Source organism: Clostridium pasteurianum (genome assembly GCF_001705235.1).
Lineage (GTDB): Bacteria > Bacillota > Clostridia > Clostridiales > Clostridiaceae > Clostridium_S > Clostridium_S pasteurianum_A.
In genome coordinates this window covers 2,203,386-2,226,462 of the sequence record NZ_MCGV01000001.1, presented here as the reverse complement: position 1 = coordinate 2,226,462, position 23,077 = coordinate 2,203,386, and the positions used below count along the sequence as shown (strand labels likewise).

Sequence of the window (23,077 nt, the reverse complement as noted above, 5' to 3'; positions counted from 1 at the left end):
TGTAGTCTAAAATATTTAAATAGCTTTATTTTATCAAATAAAAAAATATTATATTTATAAATATTTTCATGCAGTGTAATAATATGTTATAATTGTAACAAAAAGTACAAGGAGGGACACATAATGAAAAAATCAAAAAAAGTCTTAGCTATTATGTTAGCTGCTTCACTTACTTTCACGTTAAGCAATTTTAGTGTATATGCAAAAGCTAATGATAATAGTTCTGTAATAGCACAAGATCAACAAATGCTGAATCAGCATAAAGGACAACTGGACAAGCTTTATAATTCATTTTCTCCAGAAAACACAAAGGTTATTAGAGATTATAAAGATAAAAAGGGGGTTCAATATTTTAAAACTAGTAACCTAAGTAAATCAAGTACAAGTTTTGGAGAATATCCAACAAGAACTGGAGTAATACTCGTTACAAAAGGTCAAAGTATATTAGGAGCCCATGTTGGACATGCTGGCATAGTGTTAACAGCATCAACAACAGTAGAATCAGAAAATGTAGGCGGTGTTCAAAGGTTACCGAATACATGGAAAAGCAGATATTCTACTGTAAAAGGAATTACTGTAAAAGGAACTACAGATACTCAAGATGAGCAAGCAGCACAGTGGTGTGATAAGCAAGTAGGTAAGCCATATAATTGGGACTTTTTCAATATTAATACAAGAGACAGATTTTATTGCTCTCAATTGGTATGGGCATCATATAAGGACTTATATGGAATAGATATAGACTCTAAAAAAACTATTGATCATGTAATACTTCCTCTTGATCTTCCAAATCAGGATAATGTGGATACGATTTATGCACAGTGGCAATAAAATTAAACTTGTATCATTAATACTTGCTATAATTCTAATAACAAGCTGTAGTAAGGTTTCAGAAAGCCCTCATAAGAAAAATTTTAAAAGCTCACGTAAAAGCATTTCTGTTAATAGTGAGAGGTTAGATATTAATAAATCTGAAATTGGAGTTATTGAATCATCTACTTTTAATGATGTTAGCTATATAAAATTTTATGATTCAAATAATGAAAACATATGTACTAGTAAGATTAATTGTACAGATGTGAATTCTGGATTTCTTTCTCCAGTGAGATATAAAAATAAGATATATACTAACTCCATAGGAGGGTATTCTAATAGAAGTAAAAAAGTTGTTGAGTTTAATATGAAAACTGGCAATTGTAATACGTATAATGTAGCAGAAGGAATTTTCTCGGTTGCAGCAAATGATGATTATATATTTACAACTAATAGTCCTCCTAAAGGTTCAATATTAACAAAATATAATATAAAAACAAGAAAAAAGGAAAAGATCTTAAAGGTAGAGGGACTTGTACAACATATTGCTTTGTATGGAAGTTACCTTTATACTTTTAGTGATTCTGATGATAGAGATGGCACAATAACTATAAATGTAATCGATCCTAATAAGTTTAATATTAACAAGGCGGTAAAAATAAAGTCTGATCAATCTGTTTTTGACAGTGTTATTTGTGGTGAAAATATATATTTTACTCACATGATGTCTCAGGATGGTAAAACTCCATCAAGTACTATTTCAGCCTTTGATATAAAGGATAATACTGTTAAGGATATAAAGCTTAATGAACCTTATCCAGACCATTTAAGGATATACAAAGACAAGCTGCTTATAAGTCACTATGATCCTGTAAACAACAATGGAAATAAGCTTACAGAATTAAATTTAAGTACTGGGCAGCAGAAGGTATATTCTTTTAAGCATAATTTAATGCAGCTAGAAGTTAAGGATAATAAGGTTTATATATGTGATAATAAAAATATGTACATCTATAATGCAGATGATTTCAAGCCTTTAAGTCAATTTAAAATTATGGATAGTAGAAAAGATTATAGAATTGATGGATTTTTTCTAGTTCATTAAGTATTTATCTATGGGAAGTAACAATATTTTGAGAACAGCTTAAATAAGTCTTATTTAAACTGTTCTCAAAAATTATTTAGTTCCTATTTTTTCTCCCATAAGTATCTTTGTTTCATGTCCGAGCTTCGTTTGCTCAAGGATATCATTATCTATTTTTATTGAATCCTTTTCGAAAAACAGAACTATTGTTGAGCCTCCGAATTTAAAGTAACCTTTTTCATCACCTTTTGAAACTTTAGTATTTTCGCTGTAAGTTTGTATTATGCTTCCAACACAAGTTGCTCCAACTTCTACATATAATATATCTTTGAAATTATCTGATTTTAATATGCTCCATTCTCTCTTGTTTTCACAAAATAATTTTTTTACCTTATTTAATGCAATAGGATTTACAGAGTAGTAAGAGCCTTTTATTTTATGAGTGTCACTACAGTAGCCGCTGTCTACAAAATGAAATCTGTGGTAATCTGTTGGACAGAGCCTTAAAATAATACATGTTCCATTTTCATATTTTGAACTTACTTTTTCATCTTTTATAAGTTCCTTTAAACTATAAGTTATGCCTTTAATTTGAACTAAGTTGTCTAAATCTATATTTTCATAAGCAACAAGCTTACCATCACCAGGTGAAATTAAAATATTAGGATCCTCATCATAAGGTCTTGCCCCTTTTGTTAGTTTTCTTGTGAAAAAATCATTAAAAGAAGTGAACTCTGATTCTTTTTTTACACATTCCGACATATTTATATCAAAATTTTGTATGAAACTTTTGATTTTAGCTTTGCTTCTTTTAGAATCACAAAATGAACCGTACATGCTTGAAAATGCCTTCTTCTTTACTATAGCTTCGAGAAAGCCCATGCCAATAGGTGATGAGTAAATCCACTTGAGATAATTTTCTCCTGCAACTTTTTCAATTTCGTATTGTTTTGTTTTTCGGTTATAATATTTAATCATTTTAAAAACCTCTCTACATACAAAATTAATAAATACCATACAATTATAAGCTCTAAAATGCAGTAATGTCAAAATAATTACTTGATGAAGTTACAGTATAATACTATAATTAAACTAGATAAATGTAATTAATAGCTTCTATATGCACATGTTCAGCGACTTAAGTTTTAAAGTATCAAGGTGTATGTATAAGCTAATTATTTGGATAAAAACACTATAAAGTCGAAATGTGGAGTGATTTTATGAACAAGACTAAAGATGCTATATTTAAGTCTGCACTTAGTGTGTTCTCTAAAAATGGGTACGATGGAGCTACAATGGATGAAATAGCTACAAGTGCTAAAGTTGCAAAGGGAACTCTGTATTATCATTTTAAAAGTAAGGAAGAAATTTTTAAATATGTAATTACGGAAGGTATGAATATTATAAAAGAAGAAATGAAAGATGAAGCAGATAAACAGAGCAATCCTGCAAGTAAATTAAAAGCTATATGTAGAGTTCAAATTGGAATGATATATAGAAATAGAGAATTTATTAAAGTTTTAATGAGCCAGCTTTGGGGTCAGGAATCAAGGCAGTTAGAATTAAGAAATGTTATAGGCGAGTACATAGAAATAATTGAAAAGTATCTTAAGGATGCTATGGAAATGGGTTACATAAAGAAAGGCGAAACTAAATTTATGTCATATACCTTTTTTGGTTTGCTATGTTCGGGTGCTATATATGATTTAATATATGATGGTAAAGAGAATATGGAGAACTTAGCTAATAATCTAACTAAATATGTTCTCAACGGAATAGAATTAGTATAAGAATAAAACCTCATGATATAAATAAATGAGGTTTTTTACATTTTATGCGAACGTATTATAGAAATAAGTAGCCAAAATCCCATTAAAGCAGCTATAAGGTAACCGGTTATACCTATTATTGAAATATTGTATATTTTAGGGCCTACATTTGAATGTAAAATTAAAGAAGAACTTATTATCATGGATGATATTATTATTCCGAGTATAAGCCTATTTATCATTTTACTAAGTTCGTTTATAGGTGTTTCTAAGTTTGTAAGGTTAAGCTGGAATTTTGCACGACCTCTCATTATGCTGTCACTTAAATCTATAAATTTTTTAGGAACCTTAGACGAAGTTTTTAAAAACATATAAGAATTAAAAAGCATTTCATACATATTAAAATCTTTGAAAATTTCACCTTTGTTTTGTTCTTTAACAAAGGGAATGGCAACATCTAAAAATGAAATATCAGGAGAAATTTTGGCAATAACCCCTTCTATTATTACAAAAGCTCTCACTAAAATAATTAAATCCTTAGGCATACGCACGTTGTTTTTCTTTGAGCATTCAAATACTTCTTGAATTAGCTCAGATATTTTTATATTTTCAAGAGAAGTTGAAAGGTAGCTTGCAAAAATATAATCTATGTCTTCATAAAGTTCATTTCTATCAACGTATCCAGTTTTTATTCCTATGGACATAATTACGGATATAAGTTTATTTATATTCTGATAAGATATTGCAATAATTATATCGTTAAGTGCACTTTTAAGACTTTTATTTAAGTGACCCATAATACCAAAATCTATATAGCATATTTTTGTGTCACGTACCAGTATATTTCCTGGGTGGGGATCTCCATGAAAAAAACCATCTTGAAAAACCTGTTTAAAGAATGATAGAGCAAGCTTTTTACCAAGGTCATCCATGTCGTAACCATCATGCTTAAGCGCCTTAGTATCTGTTATTTTAAAGCCGTTTATTTTTTCCATAGTTATAATATGTTGCGAAGATAAATTCTTTAATATGTATGGACATGTAACAAAAGCTACATCTTTATTCAGTTTTTTAAAAAGCTCTATGTTTTTAGCTTCATTTTTAAAATCCAGTTCCAATTCCGTTGAAGTCATTAATTCTTCAATAGCTTCTTTTGGATCTATTAAGGCATCAGAAAATTTAGCTTTTGTTAGACTTGCTATTTTATATAATATTGAAAGATCCAGTTTCATTTTTTCTTCTATACCGTGCCTTTGAACCTTTACAATTACGTTTCTACCATCTTTTAAAGTGGCTTCATGAGCTTGAGCAATGGAGGCACATGCAAGTGGTTTTTCATTAAAGTGGGAAAATAAATCGCTAGTTGATTTATTAAATTCTTTTTTGAAAGTTTTTTGTATGTTTTCAAAAGATTCTTCTGGAGCTTTATCTTGCAGCTTTGAAAGTTCCTTTATGTATTCAGGAGAAACTAAATCTGGACGCGTGCTGAGAATCTGACCTATTTTAATAAATGTTGGTCCAAGCTCTTCAAATGCTTTTCTGAGGTTTTCAGGTGAATTTTTGGAATTATTGAGTTTAGAGTCCACAATGTATCCAAAGCCATAAAAAGCAAGTACTTTAACTATTTGCCTGAATCTTTGTACGGATTTCTTCATGATAATAACCTCTTTTCAGAAAGATAAAAAGCCCTAACAAGGGTTAGGGCTTCCTAATATACTAAATTATTGAACTTTATCTTCTAGTTTAGCAACCCTGTCTTTTAAATCAGTTATTTCAGCTTTTAAGCCTGCAGTATAAGCTTCTAAAAGGTCAGAGATATCTTGCTTAGAAACAGGTTTTACTTTTTCGCTTACTTTTTCACCTTTTTCTTTTATATTCTTTTTAAGTTCTTGTGAGAGTTCTTTTCCTTCATCAAGTGTTATTTTACCCTTTTCAACCATTCCATCAATTAGCTTTGAGCCTTTTTCGTAAGTATAGGCGGCTGAACCTAAGCCTGCAAGAAGAACCTTTTTTAATTCGTCTACCATTAAGATCATCTCCCTTACATAGTTTATACTATCATCATAGCAAAATGCTTAAGATTTGTAAATTAAAAATATCTAATTTATCAGAATTTAGGAAACATTACAAAAGATATGATATTACTAAAATATATAATAAGCTTATGGTGACAATAGTTAAACTTTATTTGAAATCTTATATATAATATGTAGTTAAAATAAAGTTAAGTAATTCTAAAACATAAATTTTAATAATAATTGCTGTAAAAATTTTTTTAGTATCTACATTATATATTGACATAAAACCGTTTTAGTAATAAAATAATAACTTGTAGTGGAACAATTTAATATGCGCTCGTAGCTCAGTAGGATAGAGCAGCGGTTTCCTAAACCGCGTGCCGGAGGTTCGACTCCTCTCGTGCGCACCAGTGATAAATCTTGTAATATCAACGTATTACAGGATTTTTTATTTTTTCAGAAATGCGGGTAAAATACTGAATTGGAGACTATTTGGAGACTACTTATATAAAAAATGAGTTAATAAGAATGTAAATTACACTAAAAGTAAGTAAAAATTAAACTTCTTTTTTTGTATCATTTTCATTATTAAATAATTTTTCTAATTTATCTGCTGCTGATCTATCTGCTCTTTGTAAACTATGTGAATATATATCAGTAGTGGTAGAGGTACGTGCATGACCTAGCCTTTTACTGACAGTTGTAACATCTATACCTTGGTTTATTAATATGGTTGCGCTTGTGTGCCTTAAACCATGAAAATTAACATTGTCCAGTAGGTATTTTACTTTATCATCTTTGGATGTATTGCTATCTTTCATAATGGCTTCATTGTGATTTTTTATAAATTTATGGAACCATGAACTTATAGTACCTGGATAGATTGGTTTTCCATCTCTAGTTGTGAAGATATTATCATATTCATCATGCCATAAGTTCCCTAATTTTGCCTTTTCTCCGTTTTGCCATACTTTGTATTGCCTTAAGAGGCTTATAACTGTTTTAGGTACGGATATTATTCTGTTACTTGTTTCATTTTTAGTTGATTTTTCAAAAGTTCCTTTGCCGGTAACGTGCTGCAGTGATTCATCAATTCGTATAAGCATATTATCAAAGTCAACATCATTCCATTTTAAACCTGCAAGTTCTCCAAGTCTCATACCTCCATATATATCTAAATAAATCGCAAGTCTATATTTTAATGGCTGATTTTCCATTAATTCGAGTATGTATTCAGTTTGTTCTATATCGAAATGCCTTGCTTCTTTCTTTTCTACTTTTGGAGCTTTAACACGTGAAGCAGGGTTATTTAATATGAATTGCCACTGTACTGCACACGTAAGAATACTTGATATAAGTCTATGATGATGTAATATAGTTCTTTCAGATAAGCCACCATGTTTTCCGTCTGCTCTTATTCCATCTTCACGTAAATTATTATAGAATTCCACTAAATGGGTAGGTTGAAGTTTGTTGAGTTTTATATGCCCTAATGCGGGTATAATACGGGTTCTTAATAGTTCCTTATATCTAAATAAAGTTTTTGGTGCAAGTTCCGGCTCTGCATAGTCTTTTAACCATTTGTCTATAAATTCCTCAAAGGTTATTTTACCGGCATCAAGATACAATCCTTTCTTAACTTCATTTTCAAATAATACAAACTGTTTTCGCGCTTCTTCTAGCTGTTTATTAGGCTTTATATGTGAGAGGTCTATTGTTTTATACTTCCTAATCTTTTTACCTTGTTTATCATAGCCGCAGGACACAGTAAGTCTATATGAGTTTTTACCACGCTTTTGTATAGCTGCCATATGATATTCTCCTTTCGTAATATTATTTGTAGGTATTGTGTAAATCATCATAGTAACTACAAGGGTATACCCTATATGGTATATTCCTTAAGGTGCTTGAAATTACAAGCAGGGTTTGACATTGATGTCGAGGGTGCGGCAAATTTGACGCAGGAGTACATTTGAAACGCTACCCTTTTATTATTTTATATATTCGCCATTGATGGCTAATTCGTTCATTATGCAGTAGGAACGGTTTTCAACATTCATGTATAAAACTAAGGCAATGAGGTTATTTCCTTTAAAAGAAATAATACCTTAAGGGTATGTGTAAAATGCACGTAGTTTAAGTATGTGAATAATGTTCAGATACTTAATATTGATTGCAGGTAAGTAAATAATATTGACCTAGCTTAATGTATGAAATTCGTACTTTAAGGTTAATAACTAATAGTAAGATGGCTTAAATATGCTGATTATCATCTTTATTTTCGTTAGATAATTCAACTTCTCTATGTGTTATAGAATTTGGAAATGCTTTTATCCAAGTTACTAGGCTATCAATTTCTTTTTCCAACTCCTGTTTTAAAAACAATTCTTTGATATCACTATTAGAAAGTGGATCTTTTCTATTTTTATAAATTTTTGAATAAGATTCCTCTATATTTGACCATGTGCATTTTAGATTACTTAAAGAATTAATCAAATTTTTATATTTAAGTAACAATTCAAAAAAATGTTCTCGTATACAAATTGTTTCTATACTATTGAATGATCTATCTTCACTCCATTTCATTACGGCATTAAAGTATGTGTTTGAAAGAGAAGATGCTCTGCTATATTCATCATTTAACCCAAGTAAATCATTAATTGTAACATCAAGTTTATTTGCTAGTTCATTTAAAATATCTACAGATGGAGTTACTGTATTACTTTCGTATTTTCTAATTGAGCTTTCACTTTTGTGTATTAGCTTGCCAAGTTCGGGTTGAGTTAAGCCTTTTTTATTTCTATAAATTTTAATATTTTCGCCTATTGACAATGTAATCACCTCGAAATACATATTATCACACCGGTAATATTATTACAACTTTTTGTAAAATAGTATTGACAACGGTAATATAATTGTCGTAATATATAAATAACAGGTAATAAAATTACCGGAAAGGCAGAGATATAAAAAATGAATGTAAAAATAGCAAGAATAAAGAAAGGATTAACTCAAAAGCAATTAAGAGAAATTGTAAATATTTCGCCTAATAAATTGGTTCAAATCGAAAAAGGCAACTATTCTAATGTTACTTATGACCAAATGGTAAAGATAGCAAAAGCACTTGATTCAACACCGCAGAAGTTATTTTTCGAGGATTAAATATTTAGCCAATCCAAAATTGGATCAGGGAAAATATTCACATCTAAAAATATCTATATGACAGCCACAGGAAGGCATAGAAAGAGTGTCAATGCTCTAATTATTAATTACTATTATTACGTGTTACTTGACTATAAGTAATGTTGGAATTTTGTTTTAGAAAGGAATTTAAGTTATGGAAAATAAAATAAAAATTTTTAAAAATGATTTGTTTGAAATTGGAGTAAAACTTGATAATGATGAATGGGTATTTGATGTTGAAAAGGTTGCTTTAAGTTTAGGAATAACCACCGTTGCCAAAAGTGGCAACGTATGTGTGAGATGGTCAAGGGTCAATAAATATTTAAGTTCATCCCCACAAGTGGGTACATTAAAAAAAGGTGATTTTATTCCAGAACCAGCAGTATACAAATTGGCATTTAAAGCAAGTAATGAACTTGCAGAACAATTTCAAGATTGGTTGGCAGTTGATGTATTACCTAAAATAAATCATACAGGAGGCTATGTTAACAATGATGATCTATTTGTAGAAACATATTTACCTTTTGCTGATGAAAATACAAGACTTGTTTTTAAAAATACTCTTAGTACGGTGAGAAAACAAAATCAAATTATATCATTACAAAAATCCACTATAGATAGTCAAGGAAAGCAGATAGAGCATAAAGATGATGTAATAGGCGGTTTAGTTGATAAAATAACATTGGCAGAAAAAAGACAAGTATTAAATAGGGTTGTTAGATACAAAGGTGCTGATTTTCAAAAAAGATGGAGAGAATTATACAGGCAGTTTGAAATGAAATATCATTTGAATTTAAATAATAGTTTAGAAAAATACAATTCTACTCACAAACCCAAATTAAAAAATAAAGTGGATTATATTGATAAGGTTATGAGTAAAATACCAGAACTTTACGAAATAGCTTGTAAATTATATGAAGATGATGTTAAAGAATTGGCTGAAAATTTATATTCATTATGTAAAGAAGCTTAATTTATAAAATTAGATTTGGAGGTATTTTATGGATAAATTAATAAACAGTAAAGCTATAGAAAATTCAATAAATAGAAAGACGAATGAAATTGAAATTAAAGAATTTATAAATAAAAATAAGAAACTTGATAATTATTTGAAAAAGCTAGGATTTAAATTGTGCATAACTAAAAATCATGAGTGTAGAGTTGTAGGAAAAGATGTTGATTTAAGTTTGGAGTTATTTTTAGCAATTACTTTACAGCAATAAGGGGGTGTTTGATACAAAGGTTTATGTAATGCGTCTGTTGGAGTTACAGAAGCTGAATACAAGGTTATTGAAAAAGAAATATAAAGGAGATTTATAGAAATGGCTAAAAAGGCATATATGAAAGAAGCAGCAAAGGAATTAGGATTAACAGAATATCAATTAAGGAGACGAGCTAAAGAACATAGAATACCATTTTTAATGAGTGGATCAAGATATATATTTGATGTTGAACTTTGCAAGGAATTTTTGAGAAATGAAGCTTTAAAAAACGTTAAACAGGATGCTGACACAAAGCAATATGGTGTACTTAGAAAGATTGAATGAGATTAAGACCTGTAGATCACTTAAATAAAATTAATGAGTTGGTGGTAACATGCAGAGACAAGGATTTACATTTATATATAATAACTTGTTGGATAATAAGAATTTAAGTATCCAGGAACAGAGTTTATTAATAGCAGTATTAAGTTACTATGATGAAGATAAAGGCTATTCTAGTCCAAACTATAGGCAGTTAATACAGCGTAGTAAGATACGAAAAGACAATACCATAATAAAGACTATAAAGTCATTGATAAATAAAGGATTTATACGTAAGGAAACCGTAAAAGGGAAAGGCTGCAAGTATTATATTTCAAACAATATTATAGTAACACCACAAAAGGAGTACCACCACAAAAGGGGTAACACCGTTAAAGGGGTAACCCCAATTAAGGTGAAGGATAAACAGGATATATATTCAGAGGTTTTTAATTACTGGAATGATAAAGGAATAACTAAGGCTTCAAGCTTAAATACTCCAATTAAGAAGGGCATTGATAAGATGTTGAAGCTAATAACACTGGAAGATATAAAAAGGGCAATAGACACTTATTCTGTGATGTATGAAGCAGATAAATATAAGGCTCAATATAGACTAACGGACTTTCTAAATAGGAAAGATAGAACTACCAAGAAGCCATTATTATTTAAGTTTATAAAAGATAGCGTAAGTTCCACAAATGCAAAGGTGGTTGAAATAGATGGGGAAAAAGACAACACATGAAAGCTTTGAAACAAAAGGAAATAGTAATTTTGCAGCTATGTATTTCGATATGTTAAATTCGGAAGCATGGAAAGCATTAAAAGGAAATTCCATCAAGGTATATATGTTTATGCGTAGTAAATACAAAAGAAAGATAGTTAATGGACAAGTTATAAGCACCAATAGGGATAATATAAGTATTTCCTATAAAGATACTAGATTAGGTCAAAAAGCCTTTGAAAAAGCAATTGATGAACTCATTGCAAGTGGGTTCATCAAGGTTATTGAATATAAGCCACAAGGCGGCTTTAAGAAAATAATCATATACGGTTTTAATGACCAATGGAAATATTATAACACACCTAAGTTTCAGATTAAAGATGAATGGAAAAGAATGTGTAATAGAAAGGTACTTTAAAATAATCACTATATGCTTTTTGACTATCGCGCCATATGCTTTTTGACTATCGGTAGCAAGATGTAAAAATTTCCCCATATTCTTTTTAACTATCGGGAAAAACCTAAACAAACGTAGTTATACCAATGCTTCAATGCTGTTTTTACTTACTATTTCCCGATTATTTCCCCCATATGCTTTTTGACTACCCTTATATATATATACCATATACTTAATTTCTGGGACAGGCTATTAATATATAACTAATTAGAAAAAGACTATCAAGATAACAGATAAATGAGAAGGTGGTAACAACAACTACCATTAGACACTGGATATTATAGATTTACTAATAGAAAAATAATGATTATAGGAGGGTTGGTAATGAACAATTTAAATATGAATGTTAAGCCTTATAAATTTAAGTATGATGGTCAAAAGTTTTTACTTATAGAAACTGAATTAGGTTCTAATTCGGGATTTAGATTAAAGAAAGATGGCATTGTATGTATTTGCATAAATAGAAGGTTGCCAAGCAGAAAAAGAAAATTATTATTTCATAGATGTGTTAAAAATAGGAATTTGGAAAATATTGATATAGGTTCATGTATTGGTGCAGAGCTGCAATTATATAGGGGAGTGATGGTATGGTAATGGAACAATGAAATGTAATATTAAATCCAATAAAGCACTACTTGAATTATTAGATACACAATCAAAGGTTAATGAGACAGGAGGAATTAACATGAGTGAAACATTAAAGAATAACACTGATGAAGACGTACACAGTGGAGCTGATGGATTAAAAAAAGAAAATGAACATTTAAAACATATAATGGAATTAATTTTAAAAGAAAGTCAGAAAACTATAGATACCGTAAAAGAACAGGGGAATACAGTTACTAGGGATATTCCTCCTATAGATAAAAAGCTTTCCAAGATTCTAAAAGAACAAATATACCCGAAAAATAATATTCTTGATACTTTGATTAGCATTTTTAATACAGAGTACAATAAAAGGCAACGAAAGTGCGGCGGTGTTTTATCAACTATTGTTGATTGTTACCAATATGGAGTTGTCATGGGAAAAAGACAGGAGAGAGCAAAACATAAAACTAAGGCTAGAAAATAAGGATTTAAAGACAATATTAGCATTAATTAAAGTAAAGGTTATTGAATTTATAAAGTGAGGTAATGAGCGATTGATTAAGCTAAAAGTATTATATTTAAACAATCAAGAAGAAGAACAGTTCATTAGAGTGCTTAAAGACAAGTTTAATATATTGAAAATATCAAAAGAGTATAGAAATCAAGGCACATATAAGAGAGTGCATGTAGAAATTGAAAAAAAATAAGCTTACCCAAACAAGTAAGCCTATAACCTCGACACTTATAAGTTTACTTTGTTTTAAGCTAAAAATCAAGGTGATAATATGAGTATTTATATATTTATGGCATATATAGACTACTGCAAAGAGCATAATAAGCAGCCACAGCGTAAAGAGCTGCTGAAATGGAAGAAAAAATATAATAATCGTTAGGAGGATTTATAAATGTTAAAAATAGAGTTGGAACTTTTATTTGGAGATGTATTAGATAATAAAGAAATATGGTACTGTCATGATGAAAGAACAAACAAGTTTTATAAAAGAACTATTGCTAAAATAGATGATGATGTTACTGAAATTATAGACGAAGTTTCGGAAGAACAAGTTGAAAATTATATGTATCAAAATAAGGACAAACTTTTAAAGATAATGAATATACAATAGTCTATGGTGGTGATAATTTGTATTGTGTTATTCAAAAGATAGAAAATAAAAAGCCTAATAAGTATGGAGGAAATAAAAAGTTAGAAGTAGGTACATTTACGTGGCATATAGATGATGGTAAGCCTGCTACTAAATATACGTATAATTTCACTGGAAAGTTTGAAAGAACTATAAAGACAGCTTACAGGATCAGTATTCATAAAAGTTATAGGGAAAATGGCAAGGTTAAGAAAAAGCAATGGGTATTATGTACCATGAGCTATTATGATTTAGTAGAGTGGGATTTATATAATTGTGCAGATAGTAAAATAACAAAGGTTTCAGAGGAAATTGGTGTAAGTGTTGATGATATATACAATATGGTATGTGAAAAGTTAAATCCTATTATTGAGACAGTAACAAAGGAATATGAAGGCACAGAAGAGTATAAGACCAAGGTTAAACATAATAAGATAATAGCGAAGTACACAGAAGCTAAAACCAAGTTTGAAAACAAGTATGGTGAAGATACCTATGACTATTGCTATGATGTATTTGGAACATTGAGAAATGAGGAATATTTAAATCAATTAAAAGCGGGTTGGGACAAGAAGCAGCAGTATGAAAGTAGTTATTATGATAATTTTAAAAATAACTACAGTAATTATGATTTTAGTGGTTATTTTAGTTCAAAGAATAGTAACTACACAGATGATGAAAAAAGTAAACTTAAAAAGATATATAAAGTACTGGCTATGAAATTTCATCCCGATTTAAATAATGGTGACAGTGAAATGATGAAATTAGTCAATAAGCTTAAAGAAGAATGGGGAATATAAATGTAGTTATTATGAAAAGTTACATAGTAACTACGCTAAACCGTTGATATAACTGGCATTAGACATAAATTTATGATATAATATAAATATAAAAATAAATATTAAAGTACTGCACTCAATGAGTGTAAGGCATTAGAAATAATGACCGTAGGAAATATATCATAAACCTTTTATTTAAGGTTTTGAATGTGTTCCTGCGGTCTTTTTATTTGCCTAAAAGTTGGAGGTAGGTAAGTTGGAAGATAAAGCAAAACAGGCTAGAAATGATTATATGAAGAAGTGGAGGGAACGGAACAAAGACAAAGTAAAGGCAGCACAGGAGAGATACTGGAATAAGAAAGCAACGCAAGATGTTAAGTAATATCAATAAAGGAGCGTGAGATAAATTGTGGGTATGATGTCAGACACAAAGTATTATGAAATTTGTGTTCAGCATAAATTTAGAAATATCTTAGATCTTAAGCATTTAAGAATAAGAAAATTAAAAATAAAAGGAGAAAAACTATGGTCAAAATGCAAACGTCAAGTATAGAAAAAATAATAGCCAAGAATGAGTTTTATAGAAATGTATTTAGTATGAGTATGAAAAATGAGTTTTCATATGGCACGATAAAAAATCTTAATATTGATACAGATACTACAAAAAAAATACTACCTGTAGAAATAGAAAAAGATATTTTAATGGAACCACTAGAGAATAGTTTAATAAAGACATATGCTACAGTAAGTAGTAAAGTTGGGCTTGAAGTACCTATAATATCAATACAATTAAACGGTGCGGATTATATAGAGGATAAGGGTGTATTACAAGAAATTCAAGCAACAGGTAATTCAGTAGCATTTGGAAGGTATAGGGACTATGTAGGTATTGCAGTATCAGACACTATTTATATTGGTTCAAGAGACTATTTTGTTAATACTATTGAAAATTTATTACATACTGCAGTTGATGCTGTGGAATTAAAAAATATATTTTCATTAACTCCAAGTGTGGATCATATGAGTTTTTATAAGTGCGGGATAACAGAGAAACAAGGCAATAATATATATCAAGCGTTAAAGGCTGCTGTATTAGACTTGCCTAAAGCGATTAGAAGCAATGCAAAGATAGTTATGAATAGTAGTGACTACTTAACATTAGTTGAACAGTTGGCAAGCATGGGCATATCAAATGTACCATTTAAACAAGAGATAATCATTGAAGAGAACTGTTTAAGTCCAGTAGTAGGAGACTTAAGTTATCTGCATATAAACTATGATGGTGAGGTTAACTATGATGTGTCAAAGGATACAAAGACAGGAATATATTATTTTACATTAGATTTCTATAGCGATATTCAAATTAAACTTAAATCTGCATTTAGAATAGCTTCTGTAAGTTAGTAGTAGGAAGGAGTAAATTTAAAATGAATGTAGAATCACTGAAAATGAAAGTGTTAGATATTGGAGAAACGTTAATAAACTTGCAGGAAGATATAGCTGATGGAACGGAAACCAATACAGGAACTGAACTTGTGTATAAGGTTTGTCAAGAGAGAGAAATAAATTATAGGTTTCAATTATTAATGGATATACTTGATGAGCATAGGTATAAAATAAGATAAGTTTAAAGTAAGGTAAATTTTATTAGCCCCCCCTATGCCAAAAGATTGAAGGTATGTGAGGGAGACCGGTGTCAACACATTCCTCCCCAATAAATTCGCTTATCAATTTTTTTTGACCACCTCAAAATTGCCTTTGAGGTGGCTGTTTTACTAGGTTTTAATAATAGATGTGGGGTGCGAAATATGCAAAAAATTCATAAAAGGCGTGAGATTTTAAAAACATGACTAAGAAAGATTTAAAAAAATACTTTGAGAATAAAAAGGATCTGCAAAAGTTAGAGGAAGAATGTAGTAAGATGGACAGCAATAGTATTGAATACATGGAGAAAGAATGCAGAATTTACGAACTTCAAGACCTTGTATTGGATATAGATGTTGTAATAGATTACCTAAATAAAGATGAAAAGAAACTTATATATCTGAAATTTGTTAAAAAAGTAAGCAATAAAGAATTAAGTTTTTTATATAAATTTGATGCCAGTACAATAGGCAGGAAGATAAACAAAATAGTTAATAAAATAGGTGATTATGTATGCAAAACGAAGGTTTAGTGCAATTATACCAACAAGGAGATAAACAAGCATTAAGTAAGCTAGTGGAGCAGAATAAGGGCATAGTTTATAAGCTTGCTAATAAGTTTTATACAGAGAAAACAAATTCTATTGATATAGAGGATTTACAGCAAGAGGGATTTATAGGGCTTATCACTGCTGCTGATAAATATAAGTTTGATATTGAACACCCTTGTAAATTCATTACATACGCAGTTTATAGGATATATCAGAGAATGAGTGGTTTTATTAATGCTAGAAATACAAATGAGGAAATAAGCATAAATATGCCAGTTGGTGATGATGATAAGGCGGAATTAGTTGATACAATAAAGGATCAAGAGAATAGTTATGAAAATATAGAAGATAAATTATATTGTAAGCAGCTTAGAAAAGAACTTGAAGAAGTTATGAATAAATATAATACTCTCACTGAACGTGAAATATTAAAGCTTCATTATGGGTGGGATAATAATAAGTGCATGATATTAAAGGACATAGCATTAGTTTTAGGAATTAATCCAGGAAGTGTTAAAGGGTTAGAATACAAAGCAATGGGGAAGTTAAGGCGGACATCATGGGGGCAGGAGAAGGCTAAAGAGTACTATAAAGATAGGTTTATTAATTGCAATTATAGCATTGATGAAAAAATAAGAGAGCTAGATTTCAAACAGAAGTATTTAAATAGTAGGATAATAAAGAACAAAATTAAAATACATTGTTTTTAATATAGGGTAAGTATTAAGGGAGGATCGCCAATGGTATTAACTGAAAATGAAGCTTGGTTGTTAGCACGTGGATATAGTTTTGATAAAGAGAATATAAGAATACCAATAAGAAAATTTAAGATATTAAATAATTATAAATTAGAAGATGTTTACTTGATTGATGATATGGAAGCAGCTAAGGAATTATATAAAAGATATAAGAAGAGCTATAGGAGAAAGTTTAAAATATGGAATGATGATTTTATAGATAATACTTTAATTGTGAAGATGGTGAATGAAGATAAGCAAAATAAAATATAGTGAAAATATTAAATGTTTAAAATGAAAAAACTTATTAAAAATAATTTAAATAAATTATTTAATAAATTGGAGGAAAATGTATTATAATATAGAATATTGTATTGAGAAAAACGGTAATATGAATATTATGTTAGTTTTTTGTTGATTCATTAGTAGAAGTATATAATCTTAGTAATGCTGCCTAGTTTGAAATTGGTATAGGGAATACTTATTGTAAATTTATATTTTTTATATATTGACATAAATTAAAAAGCATATAAAATTTTGTAAAATACTATATTTAAGGAGGGCAATAATATGTACAAGGATGAGGAATTTTGTAATTGCAATTGTAATTCATCAGTATATAGTGAAAATGATGATTTTGGATATTGGTTGGTATGTACTAAATGTGGAAAACCTATAGAAGATAGCTATAAATATTTTAATCATTATGATGGGGAAGATCATTGTGATGATGATTAGCTTTTACATTAAGAAGGGTTATATAAAAAATTATTAAAAATTAATATATTTTTATAGTAATTACGAATAATATAAACTAGTTAAACTTTTATATTATATCAAAAAAAATATAAAATGCAATAAAAATAATTGAAAATTTATGATTTAGTGGTATAATTAACTTACCAAGATTATACCATTATGGCATTAATATTTTAAAACTATTGAAATGAGGAGGTGGAACTTGTGCATAACGCTTTAGATATTGCAAAGTATATAATAAATAAATGTATTGAACTTAGAAGGCCAGTAAGTAATTTGCAATTGCAAAAAATACTGTATTATGTTCAAGGGGAATTTATGAAAAATAATGATGGTGAAGCCTTATTTCAAGATGATATAATGGCGTGGCAATATGGTCCGGTAGTGCCGGATGTTTATTATACATTTAATGGTTATTCATCAAGTGACATTACAAATTATCAGGGTAATGTTCAAATTGATCAAAGCGAGAGAGACGTTATTGATCCGGTTATAATAAGTAAAAGTAATTTAAATGCTTGGACTTTAGTCGAACAAACGCATTCGGAATTTCCATGGCGTGATACTTATAATAATGGAGAAAAGATAATAACTAAAGAAAAGATGAGAGAATTTTTTTGTAATTAAAGGATGATATTATGGCTAAGAATAAGAAAGATGTAATATTGGAGAATTTAATTAGTGAATTAGCACATGATTTTGATTTAAATGATAAAAAATTAAAAAGATACGTTGGTAGATTTAATGATCTCTATTCAGATGGCTATAGGCATGAGTACTCCGATATAACGCGAGTACTTTTTTTAATTGAAAAGGATGAAGAGAGGGATTTCCTACCAGAAAAAATTAAAAATATAGAAGAACAAATGGGAGATACTGAAGCAGCAAAAAGTGTTAGAAAACTTTGGGATCATATAAATTTAGAGAATATAAGATTATTTGAGCTGCGTAAAATATCTAAGAATGCCCAGGATGGTTTAAACTCCTTTGGGAAACAAGTTAATAAAATTAATAAAGAAGCTAGCAAGGTGCAAGATGATATAAATAAAGATATCGATGGAATTCATAATGACATTAATAAATTTAATAAAAAAATGGAATCTGCACAAATTTCATATATATCCATTTTGGGAATATTTTCATCAATAACCTTTGGCTTATTTGGTGGGTTAAACATATTATCCCAAATATTTTCAAGAGTTACCAATCTTAAGGATCATGATGCTTTTTTAGGGATAATGGTTATAGGTGGATTTGTTGTGTTTGCGATATTTAACTTATTAAATTTGCTATTATATTCCATAGGTAGGATTGTGGACAAGGATTTAGTTAGTAGAAAATGTGATAAATTTTGTACTAAAGAAAAGTGTGATTGCACATGGTATAAGAAAATGTTTGTTAAATATACACATATAGTTATTCCTAATATATCAATAATAATATTTATGGCCATATTCTTAATTGCATATTTATTATATTAAATCTAAGTTGATATTTTAAGCACTTACTATTAAATTAGTAGGTGTTTTTTATGTATGCACTTTATTATTACTTAATAAGTTTTTTGAATAATAAAAGAGTGGATTTCTCCACTCATTCCGTTTGTGAAAAGTTATGTTTTTATTAATTTATTGTTATTAGGCTTATTGGGTGCTCCAAAATGTAATCTTTGGAGCTACATAAGAAAGATTATTTTATCTTTCTTATGCGTATAGTTAATTCAAAGCCCAATAATTTTAAGCTTAACAACATAACTTCTCACCTCTATTTAATTTTTATAAATAGTATATCAAAACGTAATATATAAAACAAGTGCTAATTATTAAATCCAATTGGAGACTATTTGGAGACTACGCAAACAAAATAGTCTCCAATTTCACTATAAAACACAACAAGCTAAAATTAGTAAATGGCTTAAAATAAGGATTTAAGACAAAGCACTAAATCATAAAATAAGTACTCACCCACATTCCTAAACCGCGTGCCGGAGGTTCGACTCCTCTCGTGCGCACCAGTGATAAATCTTGTAATATCAACGTATTACAGGATTTTTTATTTTTTGAGAAATGTCGTCAAAATTAGAATTATGGTTAATTTGTCAAGTATTTATTACAAGTCATATAACAATATCTTTTCAGCTATTTTTTATAATGAGTAGCATTGATCTAATCCATATTTAATTATGTTAAACACTTTGCAAGACTAAATTCAGTTTATATTTGAAAGCGGAAGTTACTTTTTCAATTCACGCATAAATAAAAAACAAGGAGAATTCAGAAAAAAGGAAACAGAAGGAAAAACAAGTAAAACGAAGAAATTAAAAGACAAAATAATAGAAAACAAGAAAAATATACTTTTAAAGCATATCATGGAACTACAAGGTGAAATATGATACAATAGTAATGAAAATACATTAGACACTGAAACTAATGTATAAGGTGCGATTTTAAATTAATGTATTTAGATATAATATATGAGGTGACAAATGAAAAAAGGATATATAACATTGAGTTTAATAGTAATACTATTAGCAAGTATGTTATCAGGGTGCAAAAGTGCAGGGGGAATTAAACCTACCAAATCTAGTCAAAATTCAAGCAAAGATAATAGCACATTGAATATGAATGCAGATCCAGGCTCAACAGAAGAATCTGATAGGAAAAACTATCCATACCTATTTAGTGAAGGAACCAAAATTGATAAAAATAAATTACGTAGTATGACAGCAGAATCTAAGGCAAAGTTAAATGAGAAGATAAAAGAAATAGATGAGCATAATAAGAATGTATCACAAAACAATGTAGAAACTGATAATACTAATGGAGAGGTAAGTAATCAATATTTGAACTATGCTTCGGGAAAGCCTGTGCCAGCTAAAATTGAGAATAACAACATAATACTTTTTACAAAGGGCGGGTCTAAACTTAAATATCAAATTGAAAGTATTGATGAAACTTACAGAACTTTAATAACTTTTAATATAAAGCAGACTCAAACTAGATTAAATAATTTAAGGAAATATATTGATGGTAACAAGTTAAGTGTAGGAGATGGATTTAGCCAAATGGCAGCATTAGAAAAAGAAGATATAGCTGAGTTAACAAACCCAGAAATGACTTATGTAAGTGCTAAGGATAGTAAAAGTCACGAAAAATTATTAAAGCTAAACAAATTTTAGTTAATATGTTTTCAGAGCCATATTCAGTATCAGATGGAGGGGAAGAATTTAATAAAGCAGTAAATTTATTTAAAGAAGCATGCTCAGAGTTAAATATTACTTCATTAACTTTTTAAAGAGTTTAGATTAAAGAAAAGGCAATTATTAGGACTGTAATTCATCCTATACTAAAACATCTGTTACTAACATCAATAAGAATCTGATAGTTTTTACTTAGCTATCGGATTATACTTTAACAATATGAATAATTTATTTGTATGCTTCAAGGCTACTTATGGATATTTCAATTCTTGAAACTTTAATCTAATACTAGAATTGTTTAGTTATAAATATGGGTAATTAGTATACATTAGTAATATCTGCAAATAGAACAATAAATTAAGATTAGGTTGCATAAACAGCCCCCATTATTAGTAAATATATAAAGTATAAGAATTTAGATTAATTCTAAGTTCTTTTTTTATTATTGAAGAATTATTAACAATTGTGTATATAATATTAATTTTTAAATATATATATTGAACTCTTATAATTATTAGTTATACTAATGTTTAGTTACATAGTTGATAAGGAGGTAATATTATTGAGAAGGTGCCCGAAGTGTAAAAGAAATATATCTAGCTTATCAAGTAAGTGTCCATACTGTGGACATAAATGCGTAAATAGTTTTGACAAAAAAATGATTTTTGTAGTCATGTGCGTTGGCTTATTAGTAGTTGCAGCTATTACAATAAAATATTGACAAATAATCTTTAATTTACTAGTAGGACAAATGTGTCAAAGCAGAAACTTAAGGTGAAAGTTTGTTTTAAACATATTATAGGGCTTATGATACAAGTTAATAAATGTGCATAATAACAAAATACCTATTACTACATCCCTAATTTATGCGCATTGGTTTTAAATCATCTTAAGTTTATTAAGCAGAAATCTTGTAATGTATAAACATTGCAGGATTTTTGCTTTTTTTATTAAAAAATGCATGATAATGAACCAAAATCTTTTATATTTGATAAAAAAATAGATATATTGTGATAAAATTATGTGTATGAACAGGGGGGGTTAAATGCAATCGAAAAGTTTTAAAGCAAACGTAATACTTTTAATTACTGCTCTTATATGGGGACTGGCCTTTACAGCTCAAAGTGTTGGGATGAAGTATGTAGGACCGTTCACTTTTAATGGAGTAAGGTTTATTTTAGGGGCAGTCTCTGTAATTCCTATAATATATTTTTTTAGAAATGAAGGAATACATGGGAATAGTAATAATTATATGAAATTTGCTGTAGTAGGCGGAATTATTTCAGGAATATTTAATTTTGCGGGAGCATCTTTTCAACAGGTTGGAATGTTATATACAACAGTTGGAAAAGCAGGATTTATAACAGGATTATACATTGTAATTGTTCCAATACTCGGTATATTTTTAAAGCAGCGTATGGGAATAAATTCTTGGATAGGTATTTTAATGTCATTAATTGGTTTATATTTTTTATGTAATACAGGAAAGCTCTCAATAGGGCTTGGCGAAATACTTGAAATTTTTGGAGCATTTTTCTTTGCAGCTCAAATATTAATAATAGACTATTTCACAAATAAAACCAACTCGTACAAGCTGGCGTTTTTTCAGTATATAACATGTGGCAGTATAAGTTTAGTAGTTGCACTATTTACTGAAAACATAAAAATTTCAGCTTTATATGGGGCAACGGTGCCTATTCTTTATGGAGGAATATGTTCTGTTGGTATTGCATATACACTTCAAATTGTTGGGCAAAAACATGCGAAGCCGGCTCATGCAGCAATTATAATGAGTATGGAATCAGTATTTGGAGCACTTGGTGGAGCTATAATTTTACATGAAAGAATGGGGCTTAGAAATATTTTTGGATGCGGATTAATGCTTGCAGGTATGCTTGTAGCGCAACTTAAAATTTCAAAACCATTAAAAGAGGAGATTAGCAGGGAGAAGGTTAGTTAGTTTTTAATTTAATTTTACTATAATGGCAATAGGTTTTTATATTCACTTCTAACTTTGAATGATATAATACAGCCTATTGCCTTAGGCTTATTATAGCTAACGTATATTTACCCATCAATTTTGTTACGAGCCATTTATTAATTAAATT

31 protein-coding genes and 1 tRNA gene are annotated in these 23,077 nt (G+C 29.0%); 27 read left to right on the top strand and 5 right to left on the bottom strand.

The window, feature by feature from the left end; translation table 11 throughout:
* Positions 1-123 precede the first annotated feature (123 nt).
* A complete protein-coding gene (locus BEE63_RS09835) occupies positions 124-831 on the top strand; it encodes a YiiX/YebB-like N1pC/P60 family cysteine hydrolase (RefSeq protein WP_066021220.1) in 708 nt (235 codons plus the stop codon).
* Positions 815-1,918, top strand: coding sequence for a hypothetical protein (locus tag BEE63_RS09830; protein WP_066021219.1), 1,104 nt, complete (start codon positions 815-817; stop codon positions 1,916-1,918). The genes BEE63_RS09835 and BEE63_RS09830 overlap by 17 nt, the downstream gene beginning before the upstream one ends.
* A gap of 72 nt (positions 1,919-1,990) precedes the next feature.
* Here BEE63_RS09830 and BEE63_RS09825 read toward each other — a convergent pair whose 3' ends face one another.
* The gene (locus BEE63_RS09825; protein ID WP_066021218.1) at positions 1,991-2,875 is read right to left on the bottom strand and encodes a phosphatidylserine decarboxylase; all 885 of its coding nucleotides are present in this window, start codon (positions 2,873-2,875) and stop codon (positions 1,991-1,993) included.
* Positions 2,876-3,117: 242 nt separating this feature from the next.
* Between BEE63_RS09825 and BEE63_RS09820 the strand changes: the two genes are divergently transcribed.
* Positions 3,118-3,687, top strand: coding sequence for a TetR/AcrR family transcriptional regulator (locus BEE63_RS09820; protein ID WP_066021217.1), 570 nt, complete (start codon positions 3,118-3,120; stop codon positions 3,685-3,687).
* Between the two features lie 35 nt (positions 3,688-3,722).
* Here the strand turns inward: BEE63_RS09820 and BEE63_RS09815 are convergent, their stop codons facing one another.
* Entirely contained in the window at positions 3,723-5,324 is a 1,602-nt protein-coding gene (locus BEE63_RS09815) for an ABC1 kinase family protein (RefSeq protein WP_175400888.1), read from the bottom strand.
* A gap of 63 nt (positions 5,325-5,387) precedes the next feature.
* Positions 5,388-5,693: a phasin family protein gene (locus tag BEE63_RS09810; RefSeq protein WP_066021215.1), complete on the bottom strand. Its 306-nt coding sequence runs from the start codon at positions 5,691-5,693 to the stop codon at positions 5,388-5,390.
* A gap of 324 nt (positions 5,694-6,017) precedes the next feature.
* Here BEE63_RS09810 and BEE63_RS09805 point away from each other — a divergent pair.
* A tRNA-Arg gene (locus tag BEE63_RS09805) sits at positions 6,018-6,094 on the top strand.
* A 147-nt stretch (positions 6,095-6,241) separates the two neighbouring features.
* On the opposite strand, the gene BEE63_RS09800 is transcribed toward BEE63_RS09805, so the two are convergent.
* Both BEE63_RS09800 and BEE63_RS09795 read right to left on the bottom strand, forming a co-directional pair.
* The gene (locus BEE63_RS09800; RefSeq protein ID WP_066021214.1) at positions 6,242-7,495 is read right to left on the bottom strand and encodes a site-specific integrase; all 1,254 of its coding nucleotides are present in this window, start codon (positions 7,493-7,495) and stop codon (positions 6,242-6,244) included.
* A gap of 442 nt (positions 7,496-7,937) precedes the next feature.
* Positions 7,938-8,516, bottom strand: coding sequence for a helix-turn-helix domain-containing protein (locus BEE63_RS09795; RefSeq protein ID WP_066021213.1), 579 nt, complete (start codon positions 8,514-8,516; stop codon positions 7,938-7,940).
* A 141-nt stretch (positions 8,517-8,657) separates the two neighbouring features.
* Here BEE63_RS09795 and BEE63_RS09790 point away from each other — a divergent pair, with 141 nt between their 5' ends.
* The 23 genes from BEE63_RS09790 to BEE63_RS09700 all read left to right on the top strand — a co-directional run bounded on the left by BEE63_RS09790 (position 8,658) and on the right by BEE63_RS09700 (position 22,929).
* On the top strand, positions 8,658-8,846 hold the full coding sequence (locus tag BEE63_RS09790; protein ID WP_066021212.1) for a helix-turn-helix transcriptional regulator: 189 nt from the start codon (positions 8,658-8,660) through the stop codon (positions 8,844-8,846).
* Positions 8,847-9,021: 175 nt separating this feature from the next.
* Complete coding sequence (locus tag BEE63_RS09785) at positions 9,022-9,840, top strand: BRO-N domain-containing protein (protein ID WP_066021211.1); 819 nt, start codon at positions 9,022-9,024, stop codon at positions 9,838-9,840.
* 28 nt (positions 9,841-9,868) lie between these two features.
* The gene (locus BEE63_RS09780) at positions 9,869-10,090 is read left to right on the top strand and encodes a hypothetical protein (protein ID WP_066021210.1); all 222 of its coding nucleotides are present in this window, start codon (positions 9,869-9,871) and stop codon (positions 10,088-10,090) included.
* Between the two features lie 99 nt (positions 10,091-10,189).
* Entirely contained in the window at positions 10,190-10,414 is a 225-nt protein-coding gene (locus tag BEE63_RS09775; RefSeq protein ID WP_066021209.1) for a hypothetical protein, read from the top strand.
* 49 nt (positions 10,415-10,463) lie between these two features.
* Positions 10,464-11,135, top strand: coding sequence for a helix-turn-helix domain-containing protein (locus BEE63_RS09770; RefSeq protein ID WP_066021208.1), 672 nt, complete (start codon positions 10,464-10,466; stop codon positions 11,133-11,135).
* On the top strand, positions 11,113-11,532 hold the full coding sequence (locus BEE63_RS09765) for a hypothetical protein (protein ID WP_066021207.1): 420 nt from the start codon (positions 11,113-11,115) through the stop codon (positions 11,530-11,532). The genes BEE63_RS09770 and BEE63_RS09765 overlap by 23 nt, the downstream gene beginning before the upstream one ends.
* A gap of 363 nt (positions 11,533-11,895) precedes the next feature.
* On the top strand, positions 11,896-12,165 hold the full coding sequence (locus tag BEE63_RS09760) for a hypothetical protein (RefSeq protein WP_066021206.1): 270 nt from the start codon (positions 11,896-11,898) through the stop codon (positions 12,163-12,165).
* Between the two features lie 91 nt (positions 12,166-12,256).
* A complete protein-coding gene (locus BEE63_RS09755; RefSeq protein WP_066021205.1) occupies positions 12,257-12,643 on the top strand; it encodes a hypothetical protein in 387 nt (128 codons plus the stop codon).
* A gap of 70 nt (positions 12,644-12,713) precedes the next feature.
* Entirely contained in the window at positions 12,714-12,866 is a 153-nt protein-coding gene (locus tag BEE63_RS21670) for a hypothetical protein (RefSeq protein ID WP_157797108.1), read from the top strand.
* Positions 12,867-13,064: 198 nt separating this feature from the next.
* Entirely contained in the window at positions 13,065-13,283 is a 219-nt protein-coding gene (locus BEE63_RS09750; RefSeq protein WP_066021204.1) for a hypothetical protein, read from the top strand.
* A gap of 17 nt (positions 13,284-13,300) precedes the next feature.
* Positions 13,301-14,101, top strand: a complete 801-nt coding sequence (locus BEE63_RS09745) for a J domain-containing protein (RefSeq protein ID WP_066021203.1) — start codon at positions 13,301-13,303, stop codon at positions 14,099-14,101.
* Between the two features lie 235 nt (positions 14,102-14,336).
* Complete coding sequence (locus BEE63_RS22315; protein ID WP_278286414.1) at positions 14,337-14,462, top strand: hypothetical protein; 126 nt, start codon at positions 14,337-14,339, stop codon at positions 14,460-14,462.
* Positions 14,463-14,605: 143 nt separating this feature from the next.
* Entirely contained in the window at positions 14,606-15,484 is an 879-nt protein-coding gene (locus tag BEE63_RS09740; RefSeq protein WP_066021202.1) for a phage major capsid protein, read from the top strand.
* 23 nt (positions 15,485-15,507) lie between these two features.
* A complete protein-coding gene (locus BEE63_RS09735) occupies positions 15,508-15,705 on the top strand; it encodes a hypothetical protein (protein WP_066021201.1) in 198 nt (65 codons plus the stop codon).
* A 221-nt stretch (positions 15,706-15,926) separates the two neighbouring features.
* Positions 15,927-16,256, top strand: a complete 330-nt coding sequence (locus tag BEE63_RS09730) for a hypothetical protein (protein WP_066021200.1) — start codon at positions 15,927-15,929, stop codon at positions 16,254-16,256.
* Positions 16,238-16,984 (top strand): sigma-70 family RNA polymerase sigma factor, encoded by a 747-nt coding sequence (locus tag BEE63_RS09725; RefSeq protein ID WP_066021199.1) that lies wholly within the window; start codon positions 16,238-16,240, stop codon positions 16,982-16,984. The genes BEE63_RS09730 and BEE63_RS09725 overlap by 19 nt, the downstream gene beginning before the upstream one ends.
* A gap of 30 nt (positions 16,985-17,014) precedes the next feature.
* Positions 17,015-17,284, top strand: coding sequence for a hypothetical protein (locus tag BEE63_RS09720; RefSeq protein WP_066021198.1), 270 nt, complete (start codon positions 17,015-17,017; stop codon positions 17,282-17,284).
* 297 nt (positions 17,285-17,581) lie between these two features.
* Positions 17,582-17,749, top strand: coding sequence for a hypothetical protein (locus BEE63_RS21665; RefSeq protein WP_175400841.1), 168 nt, complete (start codon positions 17,582-17,584; stop codon positions 17,747-17,749).
* A gap of 225 nt (positions 17,750-17,974) precedes the next feature.
* Positions 17,975-18,397 (top strand): Panacea domain-containing protein, encoded by a 423-nt coding sequence (locus tag BEE63_RS09715; RefSeq protein ID WP_066021197.1) that lies wholly within the window; start codon positions 17,975-17,977, stop codon positions 18,395-18,397.
* An 11-nt stretch (positions 18,398-18,408) separates the two neighbouring features.
* Entirely contained in the window at positions 18,409-19,251 is an 843-nt protein-coding gene (locus BEE63_RS09710; protein WP_066021196.1) for a hypothetical protein, read from the top strand.
* Between the two features lie 1,004 nt (positions 19,252-20,255).
* The gene (locus BEE63_RS09705) at positions 20,256-20,948 is read left to right on the top strand and encodes a hypothetical protein (protein ID WP_066021195.1); all 693 of its coding nucleotides are present in this window, start codon (positions 20,256-20,258) and stop codon (positions 20,946-20,948) included.
* Between the two features lie 583 nt (positions 20,949-21,531).
* Positions 21,532-21,690, top strand: coding sequence for a zinc ribbon domain-containing protein (locus BEE63_RS21660; protein WP_157797107.1), 159 nt, complete (start codon positions 21,532-21,534; stop codon positions 21,688-21,690).
* Between the two features lie 324 nt (positions 21,691-22,014).
* Entirely contained in the window at positions 22,015-22,929 is a 915-nt protein-coding gene (locus BEE63_RS09700) for a DMT family transporter (RefSeq protein ID WP_066021194.1), read from the top strand.
* Positions 22,930-23,077 lie beyond the last annotated feature (148 nt).